18 protein-coding genes and 1 pseudogene are annotated in these 24,345 nt (G+C 73.7%); 9 read left to right on the top strand and 10 right to left on the bottom strand.

The features are described from left to right. Window positions 1-259 precede the first annotated feature (259 nt). Both ACZ60J_RS06990 and ACZ60J_RS06985 read right to left on the bottom strand, forming a co-directional pair. Entirely contained in the window at window positions 260-1,480 is a 1,221-nt protein-coding gene (locus ACZ60J_RS06990; protein WP_469679407.1) for a cytochrome P450, read from the bottom strand. Between the two features lie 86 nt (window positions 1,481-1,566). Next, on the bottom strand, window positions 1,567-2,211 hold the full coding sequence (locus tag ACZ60J_RS06985) for a TetR/AcrR family transcriptional regulator (protein WP_469679406.1): 645 nt from the start codon (window positions 2,209-2,211) through the stop codon (window positions 1,567-1,569). Between the two features lie 129 nt (window positions 2,212-2,340). Here ACZ60J_RS06985 and ACZ60J_RS06980 point away from each other — a divergent pair, with 129 nt between their 5' ends. Beyond that, window positions 2,341-4,437, top strand: a complete 2,097-nt coding sequence (locus tag ACZ60J_RS06980; protein WP_469679405.1) for an FUSC family protein — start codon at window positions 2,341-2,343, stop codon at window positions 4,435-4,437. 9 nt (window positions 4,438-4,446) lie between these two features. After that, window positions 4,447-4,723, top strand: a pseudogene (locus ACZ60J_RS06975) (SRPBCC family protein); the annotation flags it as partial. Window positions 4,724-4,848: 125 nt separating this feature from the next. On the opposite strand, the gene ACZ60J_RS06970 reads toward ACZ60J_RS06975, so the two are convergent. Further along, window positions 4,849-6,528 (bottom strand): alpha/beta hydrolase, encoded by a 1,680-nt coding sequence (locus ACZ60J_RS06970; RefSeq protein WP_469679404.1) that lies wholly within the window; start codon window positions 6,526-6,528, stop codon window positions 4,849-4,851. 362 nt (window positions 6,529-6,890) lie between these two features. Between ACZ60J_RS06970 and ACZ60J_RS06965 the strand changes: the two genes are divergently transcribed. Beyond that, window positions 6,891-7,670, top strand: a complete 780-nt coding sequence (locus tag ACZ60J_RS06965) for a DUF4142 domain-containing protein (RefSeq protein ID WP_469679403.1) — start codon at window positions 6,891-6,893, stop codon at window positions 7,668-7,670. Between the two features lie 9 nt (window positions 7,671-7,679). Then, on the top strand, window positions 7,680-9,074 hold the full coding sequence (locus ACZ60J_RS06960; RefSeq protein ID WP_469679402.1) for a DUF1996 domain-containing protein: 1,395 nt from the start codon (window positions 7,680-7,682) through the stop codon (window positions 9,072-9,074). Between the two features lie 64 nt (window positions 9,075-9,138). On the opposite strand, the gene ACZ60J_RS06955 is transcribed toward ACZ60J_RS06960, so the two are convergent. Further along, window positions 9,139-10,428, bottom strand: a complete 1,290-nt coding sequence (locus ACZ60J_RS06955; protein WP_469679401.1) for a PucR family transcriptional regulator — start codon at window positions 10,426-10,428, stop codon at window positions 9,139-9,141. Between the two features lie 381 nt (window positions 10,429-10,809). On the opposite strand from ACZ60J_RS06955, the gene ACZ60J_RS06950 reads away from it, so the two are divergent. From ACZ60J_RS06950 to ACZ60J_RS06930, 5 genes are all read left to right on the top strand, one after another. After that, entirely contained in the window at window positions 10,810-11,973 is a 1,164-nt protein-coding gene (locus tag ACZ60J_RS06950) for a hypothetical protein (RefSeq protein WP_469679400.1), read from the top strand. Then, complete coding sequence (locus tag ACZ60J_RS06945; RefSeq protein ID WP_469679399.1) at window positions 11,970-13,421, top strand: NADH-ubiquinone oxidoreductase-F iron-sulfur binding region domain-containing protein; 1,452 nt, start codon at window positions 11,970-11,972, stop codon at window positions 13,419-13,421. The genes ACZ60J_RS06950 and ACZ60J_RS06945 overlap by 4 nt, the downstream gene beginning before the upstream one ends. A 114-nt stretch (window positions 13,422-13,535) precedes the next feature. Then, window positions 13,536-14,564: an SCO0930 family lipoprotein gene (locus ACZ60J_RS06940; RefSeq protein ID WP_469679398.1), complete on the top strand. Its 1,029-nt coding sequence runs from the start codon at window positions 13,536-13,538 to the stop codon at window positions 14,562-14,564. 6 nt (window positions 14,565-14,570) lie between these two features. Further along, window positions 14,571-15,047: a hypothetical protein gene (locus ACZ60J_RS06935; RefSeq protein WP_469679397.1), complete on the top strand. Its 477-nt coding sequence runs from the start codon at window positions 14,571-14,573 to the stop codon at window positions 15,045-15,047. Window positions 15,048-15,176: 129 nt separating this feature from the next. Then, window positions 15,177-16,517 carry a radical SAM protein gene (locus tag ACZ60J_RS06930; protein ID WP_469679396.1) on the top strand — a complete coding sequence of 447 codons (1,341 nt, stop codon included), beginning with the start codon at window positions 15,177-15,179 and terminating at the stop codon, window positions 16,515-16,517. 39 nt (window positions 16,518-16,556) lie between these two features. On the opposite strand, the gene ACZ60J_RS06925 is transcribed toward ACZ60J_RS06930, so the two are convergent. The 6 genes from ACZ60J_RS06925 to ACZ60J_RS06900 form a co-directional block, all read right to left on the bottom strand. Continuing rightward, on the bottom strand, window positions 16,557-19,970 hold the full coding sequence (locus ACZ60J_RS06925; RefSeq protein WP_469679395.1) for a molybdopterin-dependent oxidoreductase: 3,414 nt from the start codon (window positions 19,968-19,970) through the stop codon (window positions 16,557-16,559). Between the two features lie 151 nt (window positions 19,971-20,121). After that, entirely contained in the window at window positions 20,122-21,054 is a 933-nt protein-coding gene (locus ACZ60J_RS06920; RefSeq protein ID WP_469679394.1) for an ABC transporter permease, read from the bottom strand. Next, a complete protein-coding gene (locus ACZ60J_RS06915) occupies window positions 21,051-21,944 on the bottom strand; it encodes an ABC transporter ATP-binding protein (protein WP_469679393.1) in 894 nt (297 codons plus the stop codon). Before ACZ60J_RS06915 ends, ACZ60J_RS06920 begins: the two co-directional genes overlap by 4 nt. Continuing rightward, the gene (locus ACZ60J_RS06910; protein ID WP_469679392.1) at window positions 21,941-22,330 is read right to left on the bottom strand and encodes a GntR family transcriptional regulator; all 390 of its coding nucleotides are present in this window, start codon (window positions 22,328-22,330) and stop codon (window positions 21,941-21,943) included. Before ACZ60J_RS06910 ends, ACZ60J_RS06915 begins: the two co-directional genes overlap by 4 nt. A 92-nt stretch (window positions 22,331-22,422) precedes the next feature. Further along, window positions 22,423-23,463, bottom strand: a complete 1,041-nt coding sequence (locus ACZ60J_RS06905) for an LLM class flavin-dependent oxidoreductase (RefSeq protein ID WP_469679391.1) — start codon at window positions 23,461-23,463, stop codon at window positions 22,423-22,425. A gap of 77 nt (window positions 23,464-23,540) precedes the next feature. Beyond that, entirely contained in the window at window positions 23,541-24,326 is a 786-nt protein-coding gene (locus ACZ60J_RS06900; RefSeq protein ID WP_469679390.1) for a GNAT family N-acetyltransferase, read from the bottom strand. Between the last annotated feature and the right edge of the window lie 19 nt (window positions 24,327-24,345).

The following is a 24,345-nucleotide window of genomic DNA, read 5'->3' as shown; positions in this document are numbered from 1 at the left end:
GATCGGCACCCAGCGGGGAGGCGACGGGAAGAACCACTCGGCCCGGCACGACGAAGCGGCCCACACGGTGATGTGGGACGGGTCATGCCTTGGCCGAAGGTCTCGTCCGCCCCGCACGTGAAGCGCGGTGGCCCGGTGGCCGGGACCCGTAACGGCGTCCAGTATGTCGACCAGCGGTTTTCGGGACTACTCCCCTTCGCTGCCACCACTGTAACAGCGAAGCGGAGTGCCCCGGCAGGGACGGACGTCCCGGCAGCGGCTATCCGAAGCGCACCGGGAGGTACTTGACCCCGTTGATGAAGTCCGAGCGCAGGCGGCGCACCTCCCCCGTGAGGGACACCTCCGGATGCCTCCGCAGGAGCTCCCGGACCAGGGCTTTGATCTGGGTGCGGGCGAGCCCGGCCCCCAGGCAGAAGTGGGGGCCGCCGCCCCCGAAGGTGAGGTGCTCGTTGGGGGTGCGCCGGATGTCGAAGGCGAAGGGGTCGGTGAAGACCTCCTCGTCGCGGTTGGCGGAGGTGTAGTAGGTGACCACCTTCTGCCCCTCTGCGACGGGCTGCCCGCGCAGGACGGTGTCACGGGTGGCGGTGCGCCGGAAGTTGTGGATCGAGCCGCCCCAGCGCAGGAACTCCTCCGTCGCCGTGGTCCACAGGGCCTCGTCCTCGGGGGCCGCGGCCAGTTCGGCGCGCGCCGCGGGGTGGTCGATCAGGGCGATCAGGGCCCCGGAGAGCAGATTGCGGGTGGTCTCGTTGCCGGCGACGCAGAGCAGGACGAAGAACATGTTGATCTCGTCCGGCGACAGCCGGTCCCCGTCGACCTCCGCGTGGACGAGCGTCGAGAGGATGTCCTCGCGGGGGCGGGCCCGCCGCTCGTCGGCCAGGGCGTCGCAGTAGGCGTAGATCTCGGCGGCCGCGAGATCGCTGTCGTGTTTGCCCGCCGAGAGCTCGGGGTCCTGGGAGCCGGCCATCCGGTTGCTCCAGTCGAAGATCAGCCGTTCGTCCCCCTCGGGCACGCCGACCATCTCGCAGATCGTCTGGATCGGCAGCCACGCGGCGACCTCCGCGACGAAGTCCATGTCCCGGCCCGGGGTGACCGCGCGCTCCACCAGGGCCACCGCCCGCTCCTGGATCCGGGCCGCGAGCCTGCGTACGACCCGGGGCGTGAAACCCGCGCTGACCAGCGCGCGGTACCGGGAGTGGCGCGGGGCGTCCATGCCCAGCAGGACCAGGCGCAGGGTCTCCAGGGACTCGGGGTTCTGGTCGCGGATCATGAACGAGCCGAGTTCGGTGGACCACAGCTCGGGGTCGCGGCTGACGGCCTTGACGTCGGCGTGCCGGGTGACGGCGTAGAAGCCGGCGTGCGTGCCCGGCACCTCGTGCCAGTGGACCGGGTCCTCGCGGCGCAGCCGGGTGAACTGGGCGTGCGGGACCTCGCGGGCCCAGGTGTCCTCGAGGAGGTCTATCTCGCCGGTGGTGGGCAGCACGGAGCGGTTCCCTTCGTCGGACGGAACGGAGTCGTACGGGCGGCGGTGCGGGGCGGCTCTGCGGGCAGCTGTGCGGGGCTCGCCCGTCAGCAGGACCTGCCGAGTCCCAGGACGGTGCCGAGGGCCTCGACGACGAGCCCGTCGGGGACGGCGCGCGGTTCGAGGCGGTGCTGCATGGAGAGGCCCAGGAGGATGCCGAGCACGAGGGCGCCGGTCTCCTGCGGCGTACGGGTCAGGGGGGTGCCGGTGGCCTCGGCCCAGTCGGCCAGGCCCTCGCCGAGCTGGGCCCGGATCTCGGTGTAGCGCTGGGCGAGACGGTCCCCGATGAGGGGGCCGCGGGCGGCGTGCAGCCACAGCTCCGTCTCCAGGAGCAGCCAGGAGTCGCCGTGCTCGGGGTGCGGGCGGGTGAGGCTGCCCCACATCGCGGAGAAGTGCACGCCCGGATCGGCCGGGTCCCCGGCCGCGATCTCGGCGGCCAGCTCCTCGCTCGTGCGCTCCTTCCAGACCTCCAGGAGCGCCAGCAGCAGGCCCTCCTTGCCGCCGAAGTGGCTGTACAGCGCGCCCGTGGTGCGTCCCGCCGCCTCGGCGACGGCTTCGGCGGAGACGGCGTGGAACCCCTTGCGGGCGAAGAGGTCGGCTGCCGCGTCGATGAGGCGGGTGCGGCTCTCGGACTTGCGCTGCGCCTGCGGGGTGCGGCGCCGGGGGTGTTCTGGGATGCGGGAGGACTCCACGGGGGCTCCGGATCACTGGCCGTACCGGGCGGAACTTATATCGGGTTGCCGATATAAGTTGCGGCTTCCCTGACGAAGTGTCAAGCGGTACCGCAGGACCGAACGGGCACCCGGTGGGACGCTGAAAGGGTGCGTGCCGCCCTGAGTGAGCTCCGTACCGGCACCGGCCCCGCGCCGGAGGCCGCACGACGGGCCGTCCGGGTCACCCTCGCCGCCGGCCTCGGCTTCTACGCGTTCCTGTACGGACTGGACCGGCCCGTCGAGGCCACGTACGCCCTCTTCGCCGCCGTCGCGCTGGCCGGACTCTCCCGCATACCCGGCAGCGGACGCCTGCGGGCCCTCGTCGTCGCCCGCGTGCTCCCCGCCGCCTGCGCCCTGGTGGTCCTGGGGACCCTGCTCTCGGTGCGGACCTGGGCCGCCGTGGCGGGCATGCTGGTCATCGGCTTCTGCGTGGCCTTCTCCTCGGCGGCGGGACCTCGTCTCGCGGGCGCCGCGCCCGGGCTCCAGCTGCTGTACATCCTGCCCAGCTTCCCGCCGTACGCCCCCGACACCCTCGGCCAGCGGCTGACCGGCACCGTCGCCGGGGTCCTGCTGCTGATCCTCGCCGAAGCCACCGTGCTGCCCGACCCGGCCGTCCCCGGCTACCGGGAGCTGGCCGCCGCGGCCGCGGGGGAGGCGGCGCAGTGCGCCGCCGTGCTGGAGCGGCCGCCCCACACCCTTTCCGCGGTCCAGACCGCCCGCGCCGTGGAGCGGGAGCAGTCCTTGCGGTCCTCCCGGGTCGGGGAGGCGCAGCGGCCCGCGGGGCCCGGCGTACGGGAACGCGCGCTGGCCCACACCGGGCTGGCGGCCCGCACCCTGCTGGCCCGCCTCCGGTCCCTGCCCCCGCCGGAAACAGGATCGGCGGCCGGGTCGGCCGGCACTGACCTCGTGGCGGCCGTGCGCGAGTCGGCCGCCGGGACGGCCGCGCTGCTCGCCACGGGAAACCCGCCCGCGACGGACTCGACGCGGCTGCGGGACCTGCAGCTCTCCCTCGCCCGGACCCCCGTGGCGGGTCCCGGGCCGGGGTTCCGCAACGCCGCCCTGGTCGAGCTCGCGGAGGCCGCGCTCGTGCTGCGCGGCGCCGCGGGGATCGCCGTACGAGGGCGTGCGGGGGCCGCGGAGGCGCTGGCCCCGGGGGCGGGAGCGGCCGCCGGGCCACCCGACCGGTTCTGGTACGCGGGGGAGGGGCCGGTGCGGCTCTGGTGGTACCGGCTGGCCGGGAACACCGGGCCCCGGTCCGTGCACTTCCAGAACGCCGTCCGGCTCGGCGTGGCCCTCGCCGTCGCCCGGGCCGTCGCCGGACTGGACTCCCTGCCGCACGGATTCTGGGCGATGCTCGCCGTCATCAGCCTGACCCGGACCAACGCCGTGCAGACCCGGGCCACCGTCCGGCTCGCCCTGATCGGCACCCTGGTGGGCGCGGTCGCCGCGGGCGGGGTCCTCGCGCTGGCCGGGGAGGCGAGCACGGTGTACGCGATCGTGCTGCCGCCGCTGATGCTCATCGCGTTCTGCGTCGGTCCCGTGCGCGGCGTCGGCTGGTCGCAGGCCATGTTCACCCTGGTGGTGGCCATGGCCTTCGCCCAGCTCGCCCCCGTGACGTGGCAGCTGGCCGAGGTCCGGTTCCTGGACGTACTGGTCGGCAGCGCGATCGGGATGGTGTGCGGACTGCTCGCCTGGCCGCGCGGCGCCCACGACGAGCTGAGGCGTGCCGTGGCCGAGCTGCTGCACGCCGCGGCCGACGACGTGCGGGCGGCCACGGCGGCCTTCGGCCGGGCCCGCGGGGTGGAGCCCGACCAGCGGGTGCGGCACGCGCTGGCCCTGGCCGAGAGCGCGTACGCCCAGTACCAGACGGAACGGCAGCGTCCGGTCGCCGCCACGGGCGAGGACTGGCAGGCGGCGATGATGACCGGCCACCACGTCCTCTGGGGCGGCCGCATACCCCTCGGCACCCCGCCCGGCCCGGGCGAGGAGGCGATGGTCCGGGAGTACGGGTCCTGGGTGGCGGCCGGGCTGCGCCGCGCGGCCGCAGCCGCGGACCCCGCACGCGCCGCGAATCCCCCGGACCCCGGTCCGGCCCCCCGCCGGGCCGGACCCGAGGGCGCGCCCCCGGCGTTCTACACCGCGATGGCCTGGCTGGACTCGCTGACCGCGGACGTGGCGCTGTTCGACCGGCGGGCGACGGCCTAGGCCGTCTCGTTGAAGACCGCCCGGGAGTTCCGGATCACCGAACTCGACACGCCGCGGCGGATCCGCTGGACGGAGCTGAGCCACAACCCGGTCACCGCCGAAGGCGGCTACGACCTGGCTGAACTCCCCGGAGACCGGACGCGGGTGCGCGTCTTCAACACCCTGACCGGGCACGGCTTTCGGCCGCCTCCTAGTCGGCCTCGCCCTGAGCGCGGCGCGCAAGGACGCCCCCGACTTCGGCCGCCGGATCAAGGCGGCGGCGGAGGCGTCCCCGCGGCCGGACTGAGGCCCGGGCCGGATCGCCGGGGGGCTCGGTCGCGGGACCGTTAGGTCACCGGGTCACCGGGTCACCGGATCACCGGATCACCGGATCACCGGATCACTGGATCACCGGGTCATCGCGTTACCGGGTCAGAAGCGTCCGGGTACGGACGGGATGGGCAGCGGCTTCGCCGGCGCCGTCTGCCTCTCCCCGCCGGGTGCCGGCGCACGGCAGGCGATGTCCTCGGCGGGCAGCCGCCCTGTGGTCAGGTACGCGGTGACCGGGGCCGCGGCGCAGGAGGAAGGATCGGCCAGGTACACCCCGTGGCCCTCGGCCCCCAGGGCCAGCACCATCCGCGAGCCCTTCAGCGCCCGGTGCAGGCCCTGGCCGCTGACCAGCGGGGTCTGCGAGTCCCACTCGTTCTGCACCGTCAGCACGCCGGCCCGCGCCTTCATCGGGGTCTGCGCCTCGAGCGGCCGCGGCCAGAAGGCGCAGGGCTTGATGTTCGAGGCGAAGTCCCCGTAGAGCGGGTACGCGGCCTTGTCCCGGACGGCGTCGCGACGGTACCGCTCGGGATCGCGCGGCCAGGAGTCCGTGTCCCCGCACACCACGCTCCACAGGACGGCGACGGCGTTGTCGGAGGCCGGCTCGGCCGGGGCCGACCCTGACTCGCCGGCGAGCGCCCGCTTCATGCTGAAGTCGGGCCCCGAGGCACCGGGGGTGACGGCGGGCTTCCCGTCGGCCGCGTCCTTCAGCGCCACCACCAGCGGGGTGACCTGCGCGGGATAGAAGAACAGCGCGCGGGCGCGGCGGATGTCGTCCCCGTTGATCTTCTCCCCCTGGAAGACGATCGGATCCCGGTCGGCGCGCGCCACCAGGTCCCAGAACGTCTTCGACACGGCCGAGGGGCTCTCGCCCAGGTGGTACTCGCCCGCGCGTTCCGCCGCCCACCGCGTCCACCGGGCGAACGCAGGCTCGGCCTCCGTGGCCCAGCTCCGGAACATGTTCCGCCAGATCAGGTCCGGGTCGACGCCGCTGTCGAGGACGAAGCGGTCGGTCCGGCCGGGGAACATCTGCGTGTACACCGAGCCGAGGTACGTCCCGTAGGAGTAGCCCAGGTAGGAGAGCTTCCGCTCGCCCAGCACGGCACGGATCGTGTCCATGTCGCGGGCGGTGTTGCGGGTCGTGATGTACGGGAGCACGGAGCCGGCCTTCTGCCGGCACTTCTCGGCGATGTTCCGCGCCCAGGCCACGTCGGAGGGGAAGGAGCCGGGCCGGTACGGCCGGTCGATGCCCTGCTCGGCTTCGGTCAGCCCGCAGCTGATGGGACTGCTGGCGCCGACACCGCGCGGATCGAAGCCGACGAGGTCGAACTGTTCGGCCACTTCCGGGGGGACCGCCTCGCCGAGGGCCAGCGGCAGATCCAGCCCGCTGCCGCCGGGCCCGCCCGGATTCATCAGGAGGACCCCGTGCCGTTTCGCGGGGTTCGTGCTCTTCACCCGGGATATCGCCAGGTCGAGGGTGCGTCCCGACGGCCGCCGGTAGTCGAGCGGCACCTTGATGGTGGCGCATTCGTACGAGGCCGGCTGATCGGCGGCGCACCGGTGCCAGGCGGGCCTCTGCCGCAGGTACGCGGCGTCGGCCGCGACGTTGTCGCTCTGAGCTCCGTCGGTCTGGGCTCCGTCGGTCCGGGCTCCGTCCGCGCGGACGCTGTCGGCCCGGAGGCCGTCGGTGGGCAGGGCGGAGGCCTGGGCGGCCGCGAGAACCGGCAGGGTACTCGCGAGGAGTCCGGCGGCGGCCAGTAAGGATGCCAGTCGTTTTGTGCGCACGGGGCGTTCCCTTCGGATGGGCGGCGGTTCGCACCCCACCCTGGGTCACCCCGCGGGCCGGGCGAATCCCCCTGAGGGGCCGGGCCCTCTACTCCTCGCGAATGACTGGAAATCCGGACAACTGGCCGACGCGCCGGGGTTTTTGTCCGCACATCGGATGGCGCGGCGCGAGCCTCGCGGCGGCAGGGCGCGCGGCACCGTAGCAGTCTTTCGGCGGACCGCCCGGATGTTTGTCCAGTCCTGATGGGCCTTCGGCGCAGGGGCCGGAGCCGGCACTAGCGTCCCTTGGCACCCGGGGGACCCGCGGGAGCCGCACGCCCCGTGCGGCGGCACCCGGGCGTCCCGGGACCCAAGGAGGCACAGTGCTGTCAATCCGTCGGACGAACCTCGGCGGCATGTCGGTCGCTTCGCGGCACGTCATGGGCACGGGCATCGTCATCGGAGCCCTCGCCCTCACGCTGATCGCGCTGCTGATACCGGTGCGGAGCTTCGGCGGCCGGACCGCCGCGGCGGCCCCGGCCGCCGCGCCCGTCGCCGCCCCGCCCGCCCCGGGCTCCGCGTCCAGCTCCGCCGACGACGACGGCGCCGGGGTGATGAACACGGCCTTCGGGCCGCTGACCCCGCAGGACCGCGAGTTCGTGCGCAAGGTCCGCCTCGCCGGCCTGTGGGAACTGCCCGCGGGCAAGCAGGCCCAGGAACGGGGCACCCGCAAGTCGGTGAGGACGGCGGGCGAGCACCTCGTGGAAGGCCACACCGAACTGGACCGCAGGGTCCTGGAGGTGGGCGAGGCGCTCGGCCTCGAACTGCCGGACCGGCCGTCCGGCCAGCAGCAGGCCTGGCTGGACCAGCTCGACCGGGCCCAAGGGTCCACCTACGAGCGGCTCTTCGTACAACTGCTGCGGCGGGCGCACGGCAAGGTGTTCACGCTCGTCGCCCAAGTGCGGGCACAGACCCGCAACTCCGTGGTCCGCGAACTGGCCACGGACGCCAACACCACGGTCCTGGACCACATCGCGGTCCTCGAAGCCAGCGGCCTGGTCGATTTCGAAGGCCTGGCGGACAGCCCTCCCGCGACGGCCGCTCCCCCCGCGGCCGCCCGGCCGGCGGACCCCTCTCCCACCGCCACCCGACCGAGGAAGTGAAGTGATCACATGCGCCACAACGACTCCCCGAACAGCCCGGCAGGCCAGGACGGGGCAGGGCACAAACGCAGGAGGCGCCCCCTGTACAAGGCCGTCGCCGCCGCGTCCGCACTGATCCTGGGCGGCGGCGCGGTCGTGATCGCGGGCCAGGTGGCCTCCGCGGGCCAGGACCCGGCGCGCCCGGCGCCGGTGACGGCCACTATCGACTGCCCCGACGTGGGCGAGCAGCTGCGGGAGGTTCCCGAACAGGCCCGCGGCGAGGTGGACCGGGAACTCGCCGGTCTCGACACCCAGATCGCCGAGGCCTACCAGCAGCTCGCCACCGGCCGGGCGCCGGCGGACACCCTGCTGCGGGAACTGAAGGACCGGCGCGACGTGTCGATCGGCCGGGTCTCCGAGGCGATCGGACGCACCGCGGCCCGCCCGGACGGGCTGGCGGAGCTGAGCGCCTGCGCGATGCGCGAGGCGCCGGCCGCCGAGGAGGAGACCACCCTGGGCGCCACGGCCGGCGGCGCCCGGAAGGGGGGCCCGGCCCGCTCCGACTTCGTCCGCATCGGCTCGGTGAAGCCCAACGTACGGCGTCCGGCACCCAAGTCCGGTGCCTCCAAGGGCTCCTTCGCCGTGGAATGCGGCCGCAACGAGGAGCGCCACCTCAACCCCGACAACGTGATCGTCGCCCCCGGGGTGAGCAACGGCGCCCACCACATGCACGACTACGTGGGCAACAAGACCGCGGACGCCTTCTCCACCAACAACAGCCTCGCCGCCTCCGGGACCACCTGCACGAACGGCGACCTGTCCACCTACTACTGGCCGGTGCTGAGGCTGCGCGACGGCAAGGCGGAGCAGGACGCGGCAGCCCCGGGCGGCGGTCTGGACGCCAACGTGGGCACGATCCTGCGGCCGAAGCAGGTCACCATCGAGTTCAAGGGGAGCCCCGTCTCCCGCGTCACCGCCATGCCCCGCTTCCTGCGGATCATCACGGGCGACGCGAAGGCCTTCACCAACGGCCCGGCCAACGCCAACGCCTCGTGGAGCTGCACCGGCTTCGAGAACCGCCAGCTGAAGGACAAGTACCCGATCTGCCCCAAGGGGACGGACGTGGTACGGACGTTCTCCTTCCAGAGCTGCTGGGACGGCAAGAACACCGACAGCGCCAACCACCGCACCCACGTCGCCTTCGCCGGCCGCGACGGCTCCTGCCCGGCGGGCTTCAAGGCCGTGCCGCAACTGGTCCAGCGGATCGTCTACGCGACGCCCCCCGGCGCACGCTTCGCGGTGGACAGCTTCCCCGAGCAGCTCCACAAGCCGGTGACGGACCACGGCGACTTCATCAACGTCATGCCGGACGAGCTGATGGCCCGGGCGGTGCGGTGCGTCAACGGCGGACGCAGCTGCCGCTGACCGGACGCGAAGACGGTGCCGGCCCGGAGCACGCTCCGGGCCGGCACCGCCATCTGTCCGCTATCTAGAGGCCGTTGACGCGGGCGATGCGTCCGTCACCCGGAGTCGGGCGGAAGTCGGCGCTCACCACACGTGCCCGACGGCCGCCCCGGACCGGCCGCAGCCGGACCTGGGCCATCAACCGGCGGCTGCGCAGGGCCAGTTCCAGTTCGAAGCGGGTGCGCGGGTCCCGCAGGCCGGGCCCGAAGAGCTTCTCCAGCTGGCGCATCCGGTAGCGGACCGTCTGCGGGTGCACGCTCAGCGCCTTGGCCGCCTCGGGTGCTCCACCGCCCTCCAGCCAGGCGAGCAGCGTCACTTCGAGCCGCTCGCTCTGACGCGGGGTGAGGTCCGCCAGCGGCCGCAGCCAGCGTGCGGCGAGGGCGTGCGCCAGCGGCTCGTCCTGGAGCAGCAGCAGCGTCGAGAGGTGGTCGTCGACGAACACCGTCCGGGCGTCCGGGCCGGACCGGGCCTGAGGCGGGACCAGCGCGAGGAGGCGTACCGCCCAGCGCAGGGAGGAAGGGGTGTCGCCGGGGGCCACCGGGTGGCCGACCACGGCGAGACGGCCCCGCAGCGCGCCGTCCAAAGCGGTACGGGCCTCCGGGTCGGCGGTGGGAACGAGCAGGCAGGGCTGGCCCGCGACCATCCCGCCCAGGCAGTCGTCGAGGAGCGCCGCGAGCTGCTGGGTCTCGCCCGGCGAGGCCAGGGCGACCGCCCGTACGGCGACGGGCAGGGGCCACCCGGCCGGGCCGGCCAGTTCGGCGAGGGCCGGTTCGCGGTGCGGGGCGTCACCCGTGAGCAGGGCGAACAGCTCGCGCCTCGCGTGCTCGCGCACCGAGCCGAACCGTTGTAAAGGCACGGCTTGCAGGGGTGGAGACTCCCCGCCCCGGTAGGCCGGGTGCGGGTGCGGGTGCGGGTGCGGGTGCGGGTGCGGGTGCGGGTGTGCGTGCGGGTGGGGCCGGGCGTGTTCGGCTTCGAAGTCGGCCGCCGCGGTGGCGGGTCCGGGGTCGGACCGGGTCGCTGCGTGCCGGTCCGCCGGTTCCTGCGCGTGGCCCGTGTCGTCCGTGTCGGCCCCGCCGGTCACCGTGCATCCGGCGCCGCCGGCGCCCTCGCGGTAACCGAGGACGGTGAGCAGGGCCCCCTCCACCTTGCGTCTGACCACCTCGTCGCCGATGTCCTCGACGAGCTCCGAGAATCCGGGCACGGTCTCCCGTAGTTCCTCCACCATCCCCGCCGCCAGCGCGGGCAGTTCCTTGCGCAGGACCCGGGTCCACTCGCCCCGCGGCCGGGACCAGATGCGGTTCAGAAGTTCGCACATTGTTACCTCGTTCAAGCCGGGGTATGGCCTGCCCCGTGGGACGGTGGCAAGCCCGCAGTCCCGCGGCATCGGCTCGATCGCCGTCGGGGAGGTGCGGCGGCGGATCAGGCGTCAACCCCGTCGCAACCGCACCACTGGAAGGGAATCTTCCGGGGATGTTCGATGCGATGGCTGCGCGAGGGCCAGAAATTATCACGTTTCGATAAATCCTGTGGAGGGCTTGCATACCTCCACGATGCTTCTGCACTCCGGCCCCCCGCTCCCGGCCGGCCCGGTGGGCCAGGCGCCCATCTCCCGCCCGCCGAGGAGCGGTTACGACGTCGACCCCCGGGCGCCGAGCGCGAGGTGGAAGTGCTCGGGTCCGGGCGTATGGGAGACCACATGCCCCTGCTCCAGCCCCGCCCGCCCGGCCGTTCGCACCGGGCCCGCCGCACGAGAGGCCGCACCCGGCGCCACGCCGGAGTCCCCTCCGGAGCCCGTTCCGGCCCGGCGCCCGGCCCGGCCTCCGCGGCCGTGTCCCCGGCGGCGTCGACCCCGGCCGCCCCGGCTGCACCGGGCGCCTCCGGCCGGCGGGCGGTGCGGCGTCCGCCGCTGCTGTCGGCCGCCGGAGGGCCGCACCCCGCCGCCCTGGGCGCGGCGGCCCTGGCAGCCGGAGCCGCCCTGCTCGTGGCGGTCCGCGCCGGTGCGCTGACCCGCCTGTGGGACTTCCTCGACTACGCGGCAGGCGTGCTCTCGCTGGTCTCCCTCACCGGCGCCGTCCTGTGGGGCCTGGCGGCCACCGACCGCAGACTGCTCGCGTCCGGGCACCGGCTCGTCGCCCAGGCCGTGCACCGGGGTCTCGCCGTCTCCGGACTCGGCTTCCTCCTCCTGCACGTGTGGATCAAGGTCGCGCGGTCCCGGACCGACGCCGCCGCCGTGGTCCTGCCCTTCACGGACGGCCAGCGGCCGTTGCTGATCGGCCTCGGCAGCCTGGCCGGCTACGGGTTCGTGGCCGTGGCCGTCTCCGGCGCCGTCCGCGGCACCTTCGCCGCCCGCGGGCGGTCGCTGTGGTGGCGGGCCCTGCACATGGGTGCCTACCCGGCTTGGGGGGCTTCGCTGGTGCACGGGCTCAACTCCGGCCGCGCTGCGAGCGGTTGGGTCGCGACCGGGTACGCGCTGTGCCTGCTCGCCGTCGCGGGGCTGCTGGCGCTGCGGCTGCGCACGAAGCTCCGTACGCTCGCCGTCGCGGCGCCGCGCACGAAGCCCGGTGCGCCGCTGCGTGCGCAGGCCGCGCGGCCGTCCGGCGCCCCGGCCGCACCGGCAGGGCCGCCGGCGCAGTCGCCGCCGCACGCACCGCCCGTACCCTCCCGGCCGCCCGGGCAGGCGCCGCCGCACCGGCCGGCGCCCTTCGTGCGCCGGCCGGCGGAGTGGGCGGCGGAGCTGCTGACGGCACGCCTCACCCGGCAGCCGGACACCACGGTGTTCCCCGGCCCCTCCGGACGGGCCCCGGATCCGTCCGCAGGACCCTCCGCCGAGCCGCTCGACGGCGTACGGAGCGGACGGTGAGCGGCTCCGGGACGCGGCCCGCCCTCGGCTGCGTGGGCGCACCACGGCTGCTGGCCGGGCTCGACGCCTCCGAGCGCCTCGACCGGGCCGGACACCTGAGCGTGCACGGCCCGCTGCCCCGCTACCCCTCCGAAGGGCTCGTCGAACTCGCCGAGGGCATGGCCCTCAGTGGGCGCGGGGGAGCCGGCTTCCCCTTCGCCCGCAAACTCCGGGCCGTCACCCGGTCCGCCCGGGGGCAGGACGGACGCACCGCCGTGGTCGTCAACGGGACCGAAGGCGAGCCGAGTTGCCTCAAGGACGCCGCCCTGCTCCTCTACGCGCCCCACCTCGTCCTCGACGGCGCGCTGGTGGCCGCCTCCGCGCTCGGAGCCGAGGACGTGGTCGTCGGCGTCACCCGGCCGGACGTGGAGCGCTCGCTCACCGAGGCCGTCGCCGAACGGGGCCCGGCCGGGCGGCGCGTGCGCGTGGTCCGGCTCCCCGAACGCTTCGTCACGGGCGAGGGCAGCGCCCTCGTGAACGGCCTGGACGGCGGGGCCGCCCTGCCCTCGGGGCACCGTACGCGGACCAGCGAACGCGGTCTCGGCGGCCTGCCCACCCTGCTGTCCAACGCGGAGACGTACGCACAGCTCGCCGTCGGCGCCCGGCTCGGCGCGCCCGCGTACGCGACGGCCGGGCTGCCCGACGAACCCGGCACGACCCTGCTGACCGTCGCCGGCACGAGCGTCGTCGAGGTGCCCCTGGGCACCTCCCTGGCCTACGTACTGGACCTGTGCGGCACGGTGCCCGGACAGGGCGTGCTGATCGGCGGCTTCCACGGCCGCTGGCTGGACCCGGGGGCGGCCCGCGAGGCGCTGATCTCCCGGAAGTCCCTGGCGGCGTACGACGCGGTCCTGGGCGCCGGTGCGGTTCTCCCGCTGCCCGAGGACACCTGCCCGGCGGGCGAGGTGGCACGGGTCACGCGCTGGATGGCACGGGAATCGGCGGGCCAGTGCGGTCCGTGCGTACGGGGACTCCCCTCGCTCGCGGACGCCGTGGAACGGCTGGTGTCCGGCGGCGGCGGAACGGCCCTCGATGCGGTGCAGGCCCGGATGCGGGGGGTGCGCGGCCGCGGAGCCTGCTCCCACCCGGACGGCACGTCCTCGTTCGTGGCCTCCGCGCTCGCCGTCTTCCCCGACGAGTTCCGCGACCACGCGCTCGGCAGCGGCTGCGGACGCCGCGTGCTGGGCGCCCTGCCGCTGCCCGCGGACGAGAGCCCCGAACGGCTCGTCGTGGACTGGACGCTGTGCAAGGGCCACGGGCTCTGCGTGGACCTGCTTCCCGATGTGGTGCGGCTCGACGAGGACGGCTATCCGGCGCGCGGCGTGATGCCGGTCCCCGCTCCCTTGCGGCCCAAAGCGCTGCGCGCGGTGCGACGTTGCCCGGCACTCGCGCTCCGCATCCAGGAATGAGTTCACGCTTTGGCGTGATCTGATAAATTCCCGCGCCATCGAATGCGGCGGCCCTCGCAGCCCTTATGAATATCCAGACGGAAGCACGCCGGACGGAAATCGAAGGAGAGAACCATGGGCAACAGGAACCGGGCGACCACGGCCGCCGCCGGATCGGTGCTGACGGTACTTCTGCTCGCGTCGGGATGCGGCAGCGGTGGTGACGACGTGCGCACGGTGACCGTCCGGGCCGCGGCAGCGGAACGGGCGGTGGGCCACGGCGGCGGGGACGGCGGGAGCAGCGGCGAGGGGTACGGCTCCGGGGCGGGAGCGGACGCGGATGCCGAGGCGGACATCGATGCCGAAGCCGATGCCGATGCGGCGGAGGAGCCGAGCCCGGCCGGCAAGCTGTCCGTCCGGGAGATCCCCGAGGTCGGCAGGGTGGTCACGGACGGGGCGGGAGCGACGCTCTACCGCTTCGACAAGGACACCGCCCAGCCGCCCCGCTCGAACTGCGCGGACTCCTGCGCCACGCTCTGGCCCGCGGTGCCGGCCGACGGGGCCCAGGCCCCGGCCGGCGTGGACGCCGGGCTGCTCGGCTCGGTCGAGCGGCCCGACGGCACCCGCCAGCTCACGCTCGCGGGGTGGCCCGTGTACCGCTACGCGAAGGACACCCTGCCGGGCGAGGCGAAGGGCGAGGGCGTCGGCGGGACCTGGCACGCGCTGGCGGCGGACGGCGGCAAGGCCGTGGACGGCGGAAAGGCGGCCGACTCCGGAAAGGCGGCGGAACCCGGAAAGGAATCCGCGCCGCTCTCCGCCGTGACCGACCCGAAACTCGGAAAGCTCTTGGTGGACGGCCAGGGACGCACCCTCTACCGGTTCGGAAAGGACAGTGCCTGGCCGATGAAATTCGCATGCCTCGACGCCTGCTTGAACACGTGGAAACCCGCCGCACCCGTGGAAGCGGAAAAGGCCGCCGGAATTTCCGCCGGGCTGGTCGGATCCGCGGAGCGTCCCGACGGAACACGCCAATTGACGATCGACTGCTGGCCGGTCTACACCTTCACCGGAGACACCGCACCGGGCCAGACCAACGGCCACGGCGTCCAGGGCCTCTGGTTCGCGGTGAACGACGCGGGCAAGAAGATCCCGGCGAAGGGTTGACCGGCCGTGCCGCCCCCCGGCCGGGGAAAGGAAGCGCGCCGCACGCCCCGGGCCCCGCGCGCGATCGCCCTGCTCGCCGCCCTCCTCTGCGCGGGCTGCGCGGGCGCTCCGGGCACTCCGGGCGCTCCGGGCACCGGGGGAGGGGACCGAGCCGCATCCCCGCCCCCCGCTCCCGAGACGCTGGACCGGATCGCGGCCGCCCTGGGCTGCAGCCCCGAGGTGACCGTCGACGCGCAGGAGGTGCGCGAGGGCGCCTGCGCGGTGGGCGCGCAGGCCTTCAGACTCGCCACCTTCGGTACGGAGGAGGGCCGTGCCGCGTGGCTGTCGGAGTCACGGCAGTACGGCGGCACGTACCTCGTCGGCGACCGCTGGATCATCACGGCTCCCTCGGCGGAGGCCCTGGCCCCGGCCCGGTCCCGCCTCGGCGGCGCCCTGGACTCGGCCCCCGACCACACCCACGCCCACGCCCACGGAGCCGGGTGAGCGAGCCGTGGGAGCCCTCCTTCTCCGAGGCATGGAGGATGTCAATAGAGTGAGGTCACCGCCGCGCCGCGCGGGACGCCGAAGGGGCGGACCGCCGCGGACCGGCACGAGCCTGGAATGGAGCCGCAGATGGAGAGTCCCAGCCGTACCGCGCTGATCGAGGACCTGATGGGGCGCTTCCCGCACGTGCCCCGGGAAGCCGTGATCAAGGAAGACCTCCTGCGGGGCGGCATGGCCTTCGACGAGTCCGCGCTCAGCGGAGGCGCCGACGGGGCTTCGGGCGACGTCAAGCCGAAGTCGTACTTCATCTTCTCCTTCGACCACCGCACCCTTCCGGAGCTCGGCGCCGCCGCGCTGAACCGGCCCCCCGAGGAGATCGTGCTCACGGGCGGCCCGTACGAGCTGCGCCGCACCGTGGTCTCGGTACGGGTCAACCCGGACTCCCCGTACGTGGTGCGCGGCGGGGAGGACGGCGCGCTCGGCCTGTACCTGGACGGTGTACGGATCGCGGACGTCGGCCTGCCGCCGATGCCGGAGTACTACAAGCACAAGCTGTCGAACGGCAAGTCGGTGATGGAGGTCGCGCCGACCATCCAGTGGGGCTACCTCATCTACCTGACCGTCTTCCGCGTGTGCCAGTACTTCGGCGCGAAGGAGGAGTGCCAGTTCTGCGACATCAACCACAACTGGCGCCAGCACAAGGCGGCGGGCCGCCCCTACACCGGGGTGAAGCCGGTCGAGGAGGTACTGGAGGCGCTGGAGATCATCGACCGGTACGACACGGCGGGCATCTCCCGGGCCTACACCCTCACGGGCGGCTCGATCACCTCCCAGGTAGGCGGCCGCGACGAGGCGGACTTCTACGGCCAGTACGCCAAGGCCATCGAAGAGCGCTTCCCCGGCCGCTGGACCGGCAAGGTCGTCGCGCAGGCCCTGCCCCGCGACGCCGTGCAGCGCTTCCACGACCACGGGGTCAAGATCTACCACCCCAACTTCGAGGTGTGGGACGAGTACCTGTTCAAGCTCCACTGCCCGGGCAAGGAGCGCTACGTCGGCCGCGACGAATGGCACCGCAGGATCCTGGACTCCACGGAGGTGTTCGGCCCGCGCAACGTGATCCCGAACTTCGTGGCGGGCATCGAGATGGCCGAGCCCTTCGGCTTCACCAAGGTGAGCGAGGCCATCGCGTCCACCCAGGAGGGCCTGCGGTTCTTCATGTCGCACGGTGTCGTCCCGCGCTTCACCACCTGGTGCCCGGAGCCGACGACCCCGCTGGGCAAGGCCAACCCGCTGGGCGCGCCGCTGGAGTACCACGTCCGGCTGCTGGAGACCTACCGGGCGACCCTGGAGGAGTTCGGACTGAGCTCCCCGCCCGGCTACGGTCCGGCCGGCCCCGGGCGCGCGGTGTTCTCCGTCTCCTCCTTCATGGACAGCCTGGAGGGGCTGGAGGAGAAGGAAGCGACGGAGTAGGCCAGGGAGACGACGGGAGCGCCTTCGGACCGGGGGCGCTCAGACGTCGAGCACCAGGTCCGAGGTCGGCAGGGACTGGCAGGTCAGGACGTCGGTGTCGGGCAGGTCCTCCGAGGGGGTGACCAGGTGCGCGGCCGTGCCCTCGAGCACGCCGCAGGCACAGCTCTCGCACTGCCCGACCCGGCACCCGCTCGGCATGGCCACCCCGGCCGCCTCACCGAGGGCCAGGAGCGGGCCGTCGTTCTTGCGCCAGACGGCGCTGCGTCCGGACCGGGCGAAGGTGACGGTGTACTCGGCGTCGTCCGGTACGGTCACCTCCCGCCGGGCCGGGCGGAACTTCTCGCTGAACACCTCGAAGCGCGGGACACCGCGCGCGATCAGTGCGCCGGTGAGGGCGTCGAGCATGGGCTGCGGCCCGCACAGGTAGAAGCGGGCCCGGCGGGCGATGAGGCCGGGGTCGATGTCGTCGACGGTGATGAAGCCGGTGCGGTCGTAGTCGCGGCCGGGGGCGTCCTGCGGACCCGGAGCGGCGTAGTGGTCGACGACCGTGAGCGCCGGTACGCGGGAGGCCAGTTCGCGCAGCCGGTCCCGGAAGGGATGGTCCGCGCCGTTGGTGTTCCCGTAGTGCAGGACCACCTCGGGGACCGTGCCGCCGGTGGCCGCGAGGGTTTCGAGGTAGCTCAGGAACGGGGTGATCCCGATCCCGCCGGCCAGCAGCACGACCGGGTGGCCGGTGTGCGTCGGGAGGGCGAACACGCCTCCCGGGCTCGCCAGGTGGAGCCGGTCGCCGACCCTGAGCTCCTCGTGGACCCGGGTGGAGAAGGCTCCGCCGGGGATGTGGCGCACGGCGAGTCCGTACTCGGTGCGGCCGCTCGCGAGGGCCGGTCCGGTGAGGGAGTAGCTCCGGCCGTCCGCGGGGTCCTGGAGGGTGCCGTCCGGGTGCTCGGCGCGCACGGTCAGGTGCTGGCCGGGCCGGTAGTCGGGGAGGGCTCCGCCGTCCTCGGGGGTCAGCCGCAGGCCGCGGATGCCGGGGCTCACCTCGGTGAGGGCCGTGACGGTGAAGGGACGGGTCCCGAGCCAGGCGCCGTCGCCGGGAACCGGGCCGATCCGGCAGGCGGCCGCCCGCATCGGCACGGAACCGCTGAGCGGGTCGGTCTCGGCGTGGTCGACGAGCCGGTTGAAGTTGCTGCCCGTGGACGAGGTCGGGTCGGTGCCGGGGAGGGCGAGGTCGGTGGCGTCCTGCCACCAGCCGTACTCGCCGACGACCACGGAGGGGTGCAGGGAGTCGTCGAAGCGGGCGCGCAGCCGGATGGAGCCGCGGCGGGTGGCGAGCTCCAGCCACTGGCCCTCGCCGATGCCGTGGGCGGCGGCGGTCCGCGGGTGCAGGTCCACCGAGGGGTCGGTGGCCCGGCGGCGCAGCGAGGTCAGGGACCGCTGCTGGCTGTGGACGAAGTACCCGTGCTTGGCGCAGGTCAGTACGAGCGGGTACGCGGCGTCCGTGGGAGCGGGGTCGTGGTGCTCGGGCACCGCCGGGTATCCGTGCTCCAGCAGCCGCTCGGAGTACAGCTCGACGCGCCGGGTGGGCGTGGCGAAGCCGGTCACGGAGTCGCCGTCGGCCGCCACGGGGGCCGCGTACCTGCGGTAGGACTCCTCGCGGGGCACCCGGACGCCGCCCGGCCGCCGGCGCAGCTCCTCCACGGTCAGGCCGAGGGGTTCGAGCTGCCAGTTCCAGGCGGCCTCGATGTCCCCGTCGAAGAACTCCCCGCCCATGCCCAGCCGGCAGGCGAGGTCGAAGACGAACTCCGTGTCGCTGCGGGACTCGCCCTGCGGCTCGACCATCCGGGGCCGGAGCTGGACCTGTTCCTGTGCCCGGTGGCTGACTTCGAAGCCGAACCGCAGGGCCTCGTGCTCGTAGGAGCTGTTGACCGGCAGGACGATGTCGGCGCTCGCGCTGGTCGGGTTGTGGAAGAGGTCGAGGTGGACCTGGAAGTCGAGTCCGCCCAGCGCCCGCGCGGTGCGGTCGGAGTCGGGCTGGGAGACGACGAGGTTGGACCCGAAGCCGATGAGCGCGCGGACCGGGTAGGGGCGGCCGGACTCGATGGCCGTGCACAGATCGCCGGAGTTGACGTAGCCGGAGGCGGGCGGGCCCAGCGGGTGCTTGTCGAGGCCGAGCGCCTTGGCACGCTGCCCGGGATCGAACTGGGCGACCGACGTGGCCGGGTTGTAGGGCGGGGGAGGGGCGACGTGGTTGCCGCCCGGGGCGTCGTAGGAACCGGTCAGTGCGTAGAGGGTGGCCAGGGCCCGCTCGGTCTGCGTGGCGTTCGCGCTCTGCCCCACTCCGGTCCACCCGTAGTAGGTGACCGACGGGGCGGCGGCGATCTCCGCGGCGAGGGCGCGGATCTCCCGCTCCGGGATCCACGTGGTGGCCGCGACCCGGGCCGGCGGCCAGGCCGCGCAGGCGTCCGCGTACCGCTCGAAGGCGGGCGCGCAGGGGACGACCGAGCCGTCGCGGAGGGTGATCGGGCGGGTGCCGCGCAGCGCGAAGCGCTCCGGGCGCTCGGCGGCGCCCGCGGTGTCGTACGCCTCGGCGCGGCCGGTCTCCTCGTCGAAGACGGCGAAGCCGGAGGGGGCGGCGGCCGCAGCCGTGCCGGGGAGCTCGTCCGCGCGCAGGAACCGTCCGGTGTCGGCGCGGACGAGGAGCGGGGCGTTGGTCCAGGCGCGGACGAAGGCCGCGTCGTAGCCCTCTTCGGCGATGAGCAGGTGGGCCAGGCCCAGGGCGAGCGCGGCGTCGGTGCCGGGCCGCACCCGCAGCCAGTGGTCGGCCCGCAGTGCGCTGGTGGAGCGGCGCGGGTCCACCACGGCGAGCTTCGTACCGGTCGCCTGCGCGGCCGAGAGGGCGGCGGACTGGGCGAGCCAGGTCTTGGCCGGATTGAAGCCCCACAGCAGGGCGAGGCCGGCGTTCGCGTAGTCGGGCGGCGGGATCGGGGAGCCGAAGGTGAAGGCGTGCGCGAAGTCCTTGTGCCAGTTGCAGATCTCCGCGCTGTACACGGTGTTCGGGCTGCCGAAGCGGCGTACGAAGCGCTCGATCCACTCAGTGGCGTCCGAGACCATGGTCCCCGAAGGGGTGGCCACCGCGAAGGCCACCGATTCTGGGCCGGTCTCGGCGGCGATCGTCCCGATCTTCTCGGCTATCTCCGCCATCGCCTCGTCCCAGGAGACGGGCACCCAGCCCGGGTCCGGGTCGGACTTGGGGTTGGTCCGGCGCAGCGGGGTGGTCAGCCGCCGGGTGCTGTGCGCGATCTCGGGGGCGGAGCGGCCCTTGGGGCACATCGCCGTGCCGGTCGGATGGTCGGGATCCGGCCGCACGCCGGTCAGGCGGCCGTCCTCGATGGTGAAGATCGCGCCGCAGCGCGACTTGCAGAGGGTGCAGAAACCCCTCTTCTCTTCGGACACGGCGTACTCCTGACTCGCTGACCTCCTCCCAGTGGACAGCATGTGTCACGGCGCTGACCAGCGGCGATGGTCTTGATCGGAGATGCGGACGTCCCGGCCGGCCAGGGCCTTCGGCCCGGAACCGACGGGACGTCCGGCCCGCGCGGGAGCCTCAGGGGTGCCGCGCGTGCACCAGGCGGAAGGCGGCGTAGAGGGCTGCCGCGGCCAGCACGAGGAGGACGGAGGTCTCGATGAGCTGGGTCGGCCAGTAGTGGGAGACGGGGTGGAAGTCCACGTACTGCGCGGTGATCTTCAGGTCGGCGGGGCAGGAGTCCAGCCGCTGCGTCCGCTCGAAGCAGATGCTCTCCGAGAGGCGCTCGCCGGTGGTGGTGAGGAACCCGGTGTCCATCATCAGCGCGTCGAGCGGCAGCCGCGGCGTCCTGTCCGACGGGAACGGCGCGGTGTTCGTCACCACGGGCAGGAAGGACCAGCGCAGCGCTCCCATGATCAGCAGCACGATGCCCGTGAGGACACCGGTGACCGCCATGGCGACCAGGGTTCGCCGGACCAGCTGCCCGACGAGTGTGCCCACGGCCACGCCGAGCAGACAGTAGGCGACGAGCACCGGGCCGCCCGCCTCGTACGGCCCCCGGTCGGCCCAGCCGAGCTGCCACGAGTCCCTGACCGGCGCCCAGCCGAGGCGGTAGATCCCGATCAGGGCGAGCGAACCGAATGCCGAGACCGTGGCTGCCACGACAACCTTCGAGCCGAGCCAGGACTTCGCCGTCGTCGACTGGGTGAGGGCGAGCCGCCAGGTCCCACTCTCCAGTTCGCGGGCGACCATCGGGCCGGCGACGAAGGCTCCGACCAGAAGGGGGCCGAACAGGAGGGCGTTGCCCGCGTACTCCATGAGGAACGCGAGCCATTGCCGCTCGAAAAAGGCGCTCGTCCGGAGACCCTGGTCGGATACCGGTTCTGCGCTCCAGGCGCGCAGCGCGAGCACCGCGACGAGGGCCGAGGCCACCAGTGCGGGCACCGCCCACAGCACCCACCGGTGCTGGCGGACCGTGACCCAGTACGGCCCCTTCAGCGTCAGGGTGCTCATGCCGGGACCTCCTCCGTGCCGGTACCGGCGACGGCGTCGACAGTGAAGGCCGGGGCTTCGGGCGTGCGCAGATGGGCGAGCAAGAGTTCCTCCAGGGACGGGCGGGTCGTCTGCCAGGTGCCGCTGTCGACGGCGCCCCGGGGCCGCACGAGCGCCGTGAGCTGCCGGCCCGTCGTGCGGGCCTCGACGACGGTGTGCGCGGAGAGTTCCTCACGGGCGGCGGCCGGGCCGGTGAGCAGCACGTGCGCCGCGCCGACCTCGTCGATGGGGCCGGAGAGACGGATCCGGCCGCCGTCGACGAGCAGCAGGTGGTCGCAGGCGCCCTCCAGCTCGGTGAGGATGTGCGAGGACATCACCACGGAGGTGCCGTTCTCGGCGGCGTCGGCCATCAGCACGCCCATGAGCCGGTGCCGGGCGAGCGGGTCGAGATCGGCCATGGGTTCGTCGAGGAGGAGCAGGCTCGGGCGCTTGCCCAGGGCGAGGGCGAGGGCGACCCGGGTGCGCTGTCCGCCGGAGAGCGTACGGACCTTCGCGCGCGGGTCGAGGTCCCCCGCCTCGACGATCCGCTCCGCCGTACTAGCGTCCCAGCGGCCGGGGTTGAGCTCGCGGCCCATGCGCAGGGTCTCGCCGACGGTGAGCTGCGGGTAGAGCGGCTTGTCCTGGGCCACGAACGCCAGCTCCTCGCGCGGCGCCGAGCGGAGGTAGCCCTCCGTCGCGGACACGAGGCCGGCCGCGATGGCCAACAGGCTCGACTTTCCAGCCCCGTTGGGTCCCACGAGTGCACAGACCCGGCCCTCCGGCAGCCGGAAGGAGCACTCGCGCAGTGCCCACCTGCCCCGGCGTCCGTAGCGCAGGCCGAGGCCCTCCGCCTCGATCACGGTGTGCGTCATACGTTGTCGTCCCCCTTGAAGTGCTCTTCCAGTACGGCCGAGAAGAGCGCGGCCGCGTCGTCCCGCTCCATCCCGCCCTCCCGGGCCCGCCGCGCCCAGTCCGCGAGTTCGGCGCGCAGCGGGGATTCCGCCGGGGCTCCGCCCAGGGACTTGCGGATGAAGGTGCCCAGCCCCCGCTTCGCCTCGACGAGCCCCTCGCGCTCCAGCTCGCGGTAGGCCTTGAGGACGGTGTTCGGGTTGATGGCGGTCGCCTCGACGACCTCCCGCGCGGTCGGCAGCTTGTCGCCCGGCTCCAACAGCCCCAGGCGCAGGGCCTGTTTGGTCTGCTGGACGATCTGCAGGTACGTGGCGATGCCGCTGCGCCGGTCGATGCGGTACTCGAGCACGACAACACCACCCTTTCACTAGGTAAGTAGTGAAAGGGTGGTGCAAGGGGGTGCTGCTGTCAACTGCCCTGCCTTGGGCGCCCTTTGCCGCCTCAGTCGAAGGCGGGATCCGGGATCGAGCGCCGCAGCACCGGGGCGATCTCCGACTGGAACAGTGCGAGGGAGTCGCGGTGCCGGGCTTCGGTCAGGCCGCCCGGCTCGGCCTGGAGGTGCAGGACCGTGTGGCCGAACTCCTCGTGGTAGCGGTGTACTTTCTCGATCACCTGCGCAGGGCTGCCGATCAGGGCCGAACTGCGCTCGACGAAGTCCTCCAGGGTCGCGAACACCGGATCCACGCCCTGCGCCGTGTGGGCGGCGAGGTACCGTGCGAACGCCGGCCGGTACGCGGCCACCGCCCCCTGCGAGGTGGGCGCCGTATGGAAGCCCGCCGTGCCGGCGCCCACGACCGCGCGGGCCGGATCGTGTCCGTAGTGCTCCCAGCGCTCGCGGTAGTGGCGGATCAGTGCGGCGTACGGGCCGATCGGGTGCGTGACGTTGGCGGAGAAGAGCGGATCGCCATAGCGCGCCGCGAGATCCACGGACTCCCGGCTGGTGGCGCTGCCGTGCCACACGCGCAGGCTCTTCTGGTACGGCCGCGGCAGTACCTCGGCGCCGGTCAGTGCGGGCCGGAAGCGAGGGGCGGCCGTCACCTTGTCCTCGTCCCAGATCCGCCGGAACAGCTCGTAGCCCTCGGAGTTGCGCTCCCACTGGTCCTCGGGGGTGACGTCGAACAGCTCGCGCTGCGCGGTGCCGTTGCCCTTGCCGATCATCAACTCGAGTCGGCCGTCGCTGAGATGGTCGAGGGTGGCGTAGTCCTCGTACGCCCGCACCGGGTCCAGCAGGCTCAGGGTGGTCACGGCGGTGTACAGCCGGATGTTCCGGGTCAGGGCCGCGATGTGGGAGAGCACCACGGGCGGCGAGGAGGACAGGAACGGCCGCTCGTGGCGCTCGCCGACCCCGAACCCGTCGAAGCCGAGCTCCTCCGCCTGCAGGGCGGCGGAGACCACCTGCCGGAAGCGCTCGCGCGTGGGGACCGGGGCGCCCGTCGCCGGGTCCGTCCCGTCCGTGATCAGGGTGATGGCGAGGAATTTCATTCTCGCTCCTATCGAATGGGGCAGGCCCTGGATCAGGCGCGCGGAATGACGGGAGTGTGAATTCTGATGCGGAAGGATCACATCTGTGTGGCGGCCGCGTCATCCGCGCCGCCCGGCGCTCGGAAGGCCAGGAAGAAGGGCCTGTGGCGCACGGAAAAGCCGATCGATTCGTAGAGACGGACCGCCCGGGTGTTCTCGGCGGCCGTGTGGAGGAACGGTACGTCCCCCCGGTCCCGGATACCCGCCGCGACGGCGCGGACCAGTCGGGTGGCCAGGCCCCGGCCGCGGAAGTCGGGATGGGTGCAGACCGCGCTGATCTCCGTCCAGCCGGGCGGGCGCAGCCGCTCCCCGGCCATGGCCACCAGCCGGCCCCGGTGGCGGATGCCCAGGTACGCGCCCAGCTCGATGGTGCGCGGCAGGAAGGGCCCCGGCTTCGTCAGCTCGATGAGCTCCAGGACCTCGGGCACGTCCGCCGGCCCGAGCCGCACGGCCTCGGGGGCGGGCTCGGCGCGCAGCGAGCTGTCGACCAGCTGGACCCCCTGTCCCGACCAGACGGTCTCCCAGCCGGGGGGCGGGGTCAGTACGCCGGAGAGCGAGACGACCCCGCCGGGGCCGGCCAGGGTGCCCAGCGCGTCCCAGGAGCGGGCGTCGGCCGGATCCGCGATCGCGGAGAAGACGGCGACGTCCGGGTCGTAGCGGGCGGCGTGGGCGCCGGCCCGCACGGCGAAGGCTGCGTGCGGGCCGGACAGCGAGGCCCAGGCCGGATTGTCGAGGACGTGCGGCGGCGGCGTGGCTACCGGGGTCGCCGGGGTCACGTGGCCGGGAGCGGGACCGGGGCTGGTGGTGGGCATGGGGGCGGGCATGGGGTGGAGCCCTCCTTCC

The organism is Streptomyces sp. NPDC104226 (assembly GCF_055584085.1).
The sequence above is the reverse complement of the archived record's forward strand: the minus strand, read 5'-3'. Positions and strand labels throughout refer to the sequence as shown.

What these genes read in the sequence shown, in the direction of transcription:
- ACZ60J_RS06900 (WP_469679390.1), bottom strand. Translation starts at nt 24,326, where the DNA reads ATGCCCGCCCCCATGCCCACCACCAGCCCCGGTCCCGCTCCCGGCCAC.
- ACZ60J_RS06920 (WP_469679394.1), bottom strand. Translation starts at nt 21,054, where the DNA reads ATGAGCACCCTGACGCTGAAGGGGCCGTACTGGGTCACGGTCCGCCAG.
- ACZ60J_RS06950 (WP_469679400.1), top strand. Translation starts at nt 10,810, where the DNA reads ATGCCCCTGCTCCAGCCCCGCCCGCCCGGCCGTTCGCACCGGGCCCGC.
- ACZ60J_RS06960 (WP_469679402.1), top strand. Translation starts at nt 7,680, where the DNA reads ATGCGCCACAACGACTCCCCGAACAGCCCGGCAGGCCAGGACGGGGCA.
- ACZ60J_RS06905 (WP_469679391.1), bottom strand. Translation starts at nt 23,463, where the DNA reads ATGAAATTCCTCGCCATCACCCTGATCACGGACGGGACGGACCCGGCG.
- ACZ60J_RS06915 (WP_469679393.1), bottom strand. Translation starts at nt 21,944, where the DNA reads ATGACGCACACCGTGATCGAGGCGGAGGGCCTCGGCCTGCGCTACGGA.
- ACZ60J_RS06940 (WP_469679398.1), top strand. Translation starts at nt 13,536, where the DNA reads ATGGGCAACAGGAACCGGGCGACCACGGCCGCCGCCGGATCGGTGCTG.
- ACZ60J_RS06930 (WP_469679396.1), top strand. Translation starts at nt 15,177, where the DNA reads ATGGAGAGTCCCAGCCGTACCGCGCTGATCGAGGACCTGATGGGGCGC.
- ACZ60J_RS06955 (WP_469679401.1), bottom strand. Translation starts at nt 10,428, where the DNA reads ATGTGCGAACTTCTGAACCGCATCTGGTCCCGGCCGCGGGGCGAGTGG.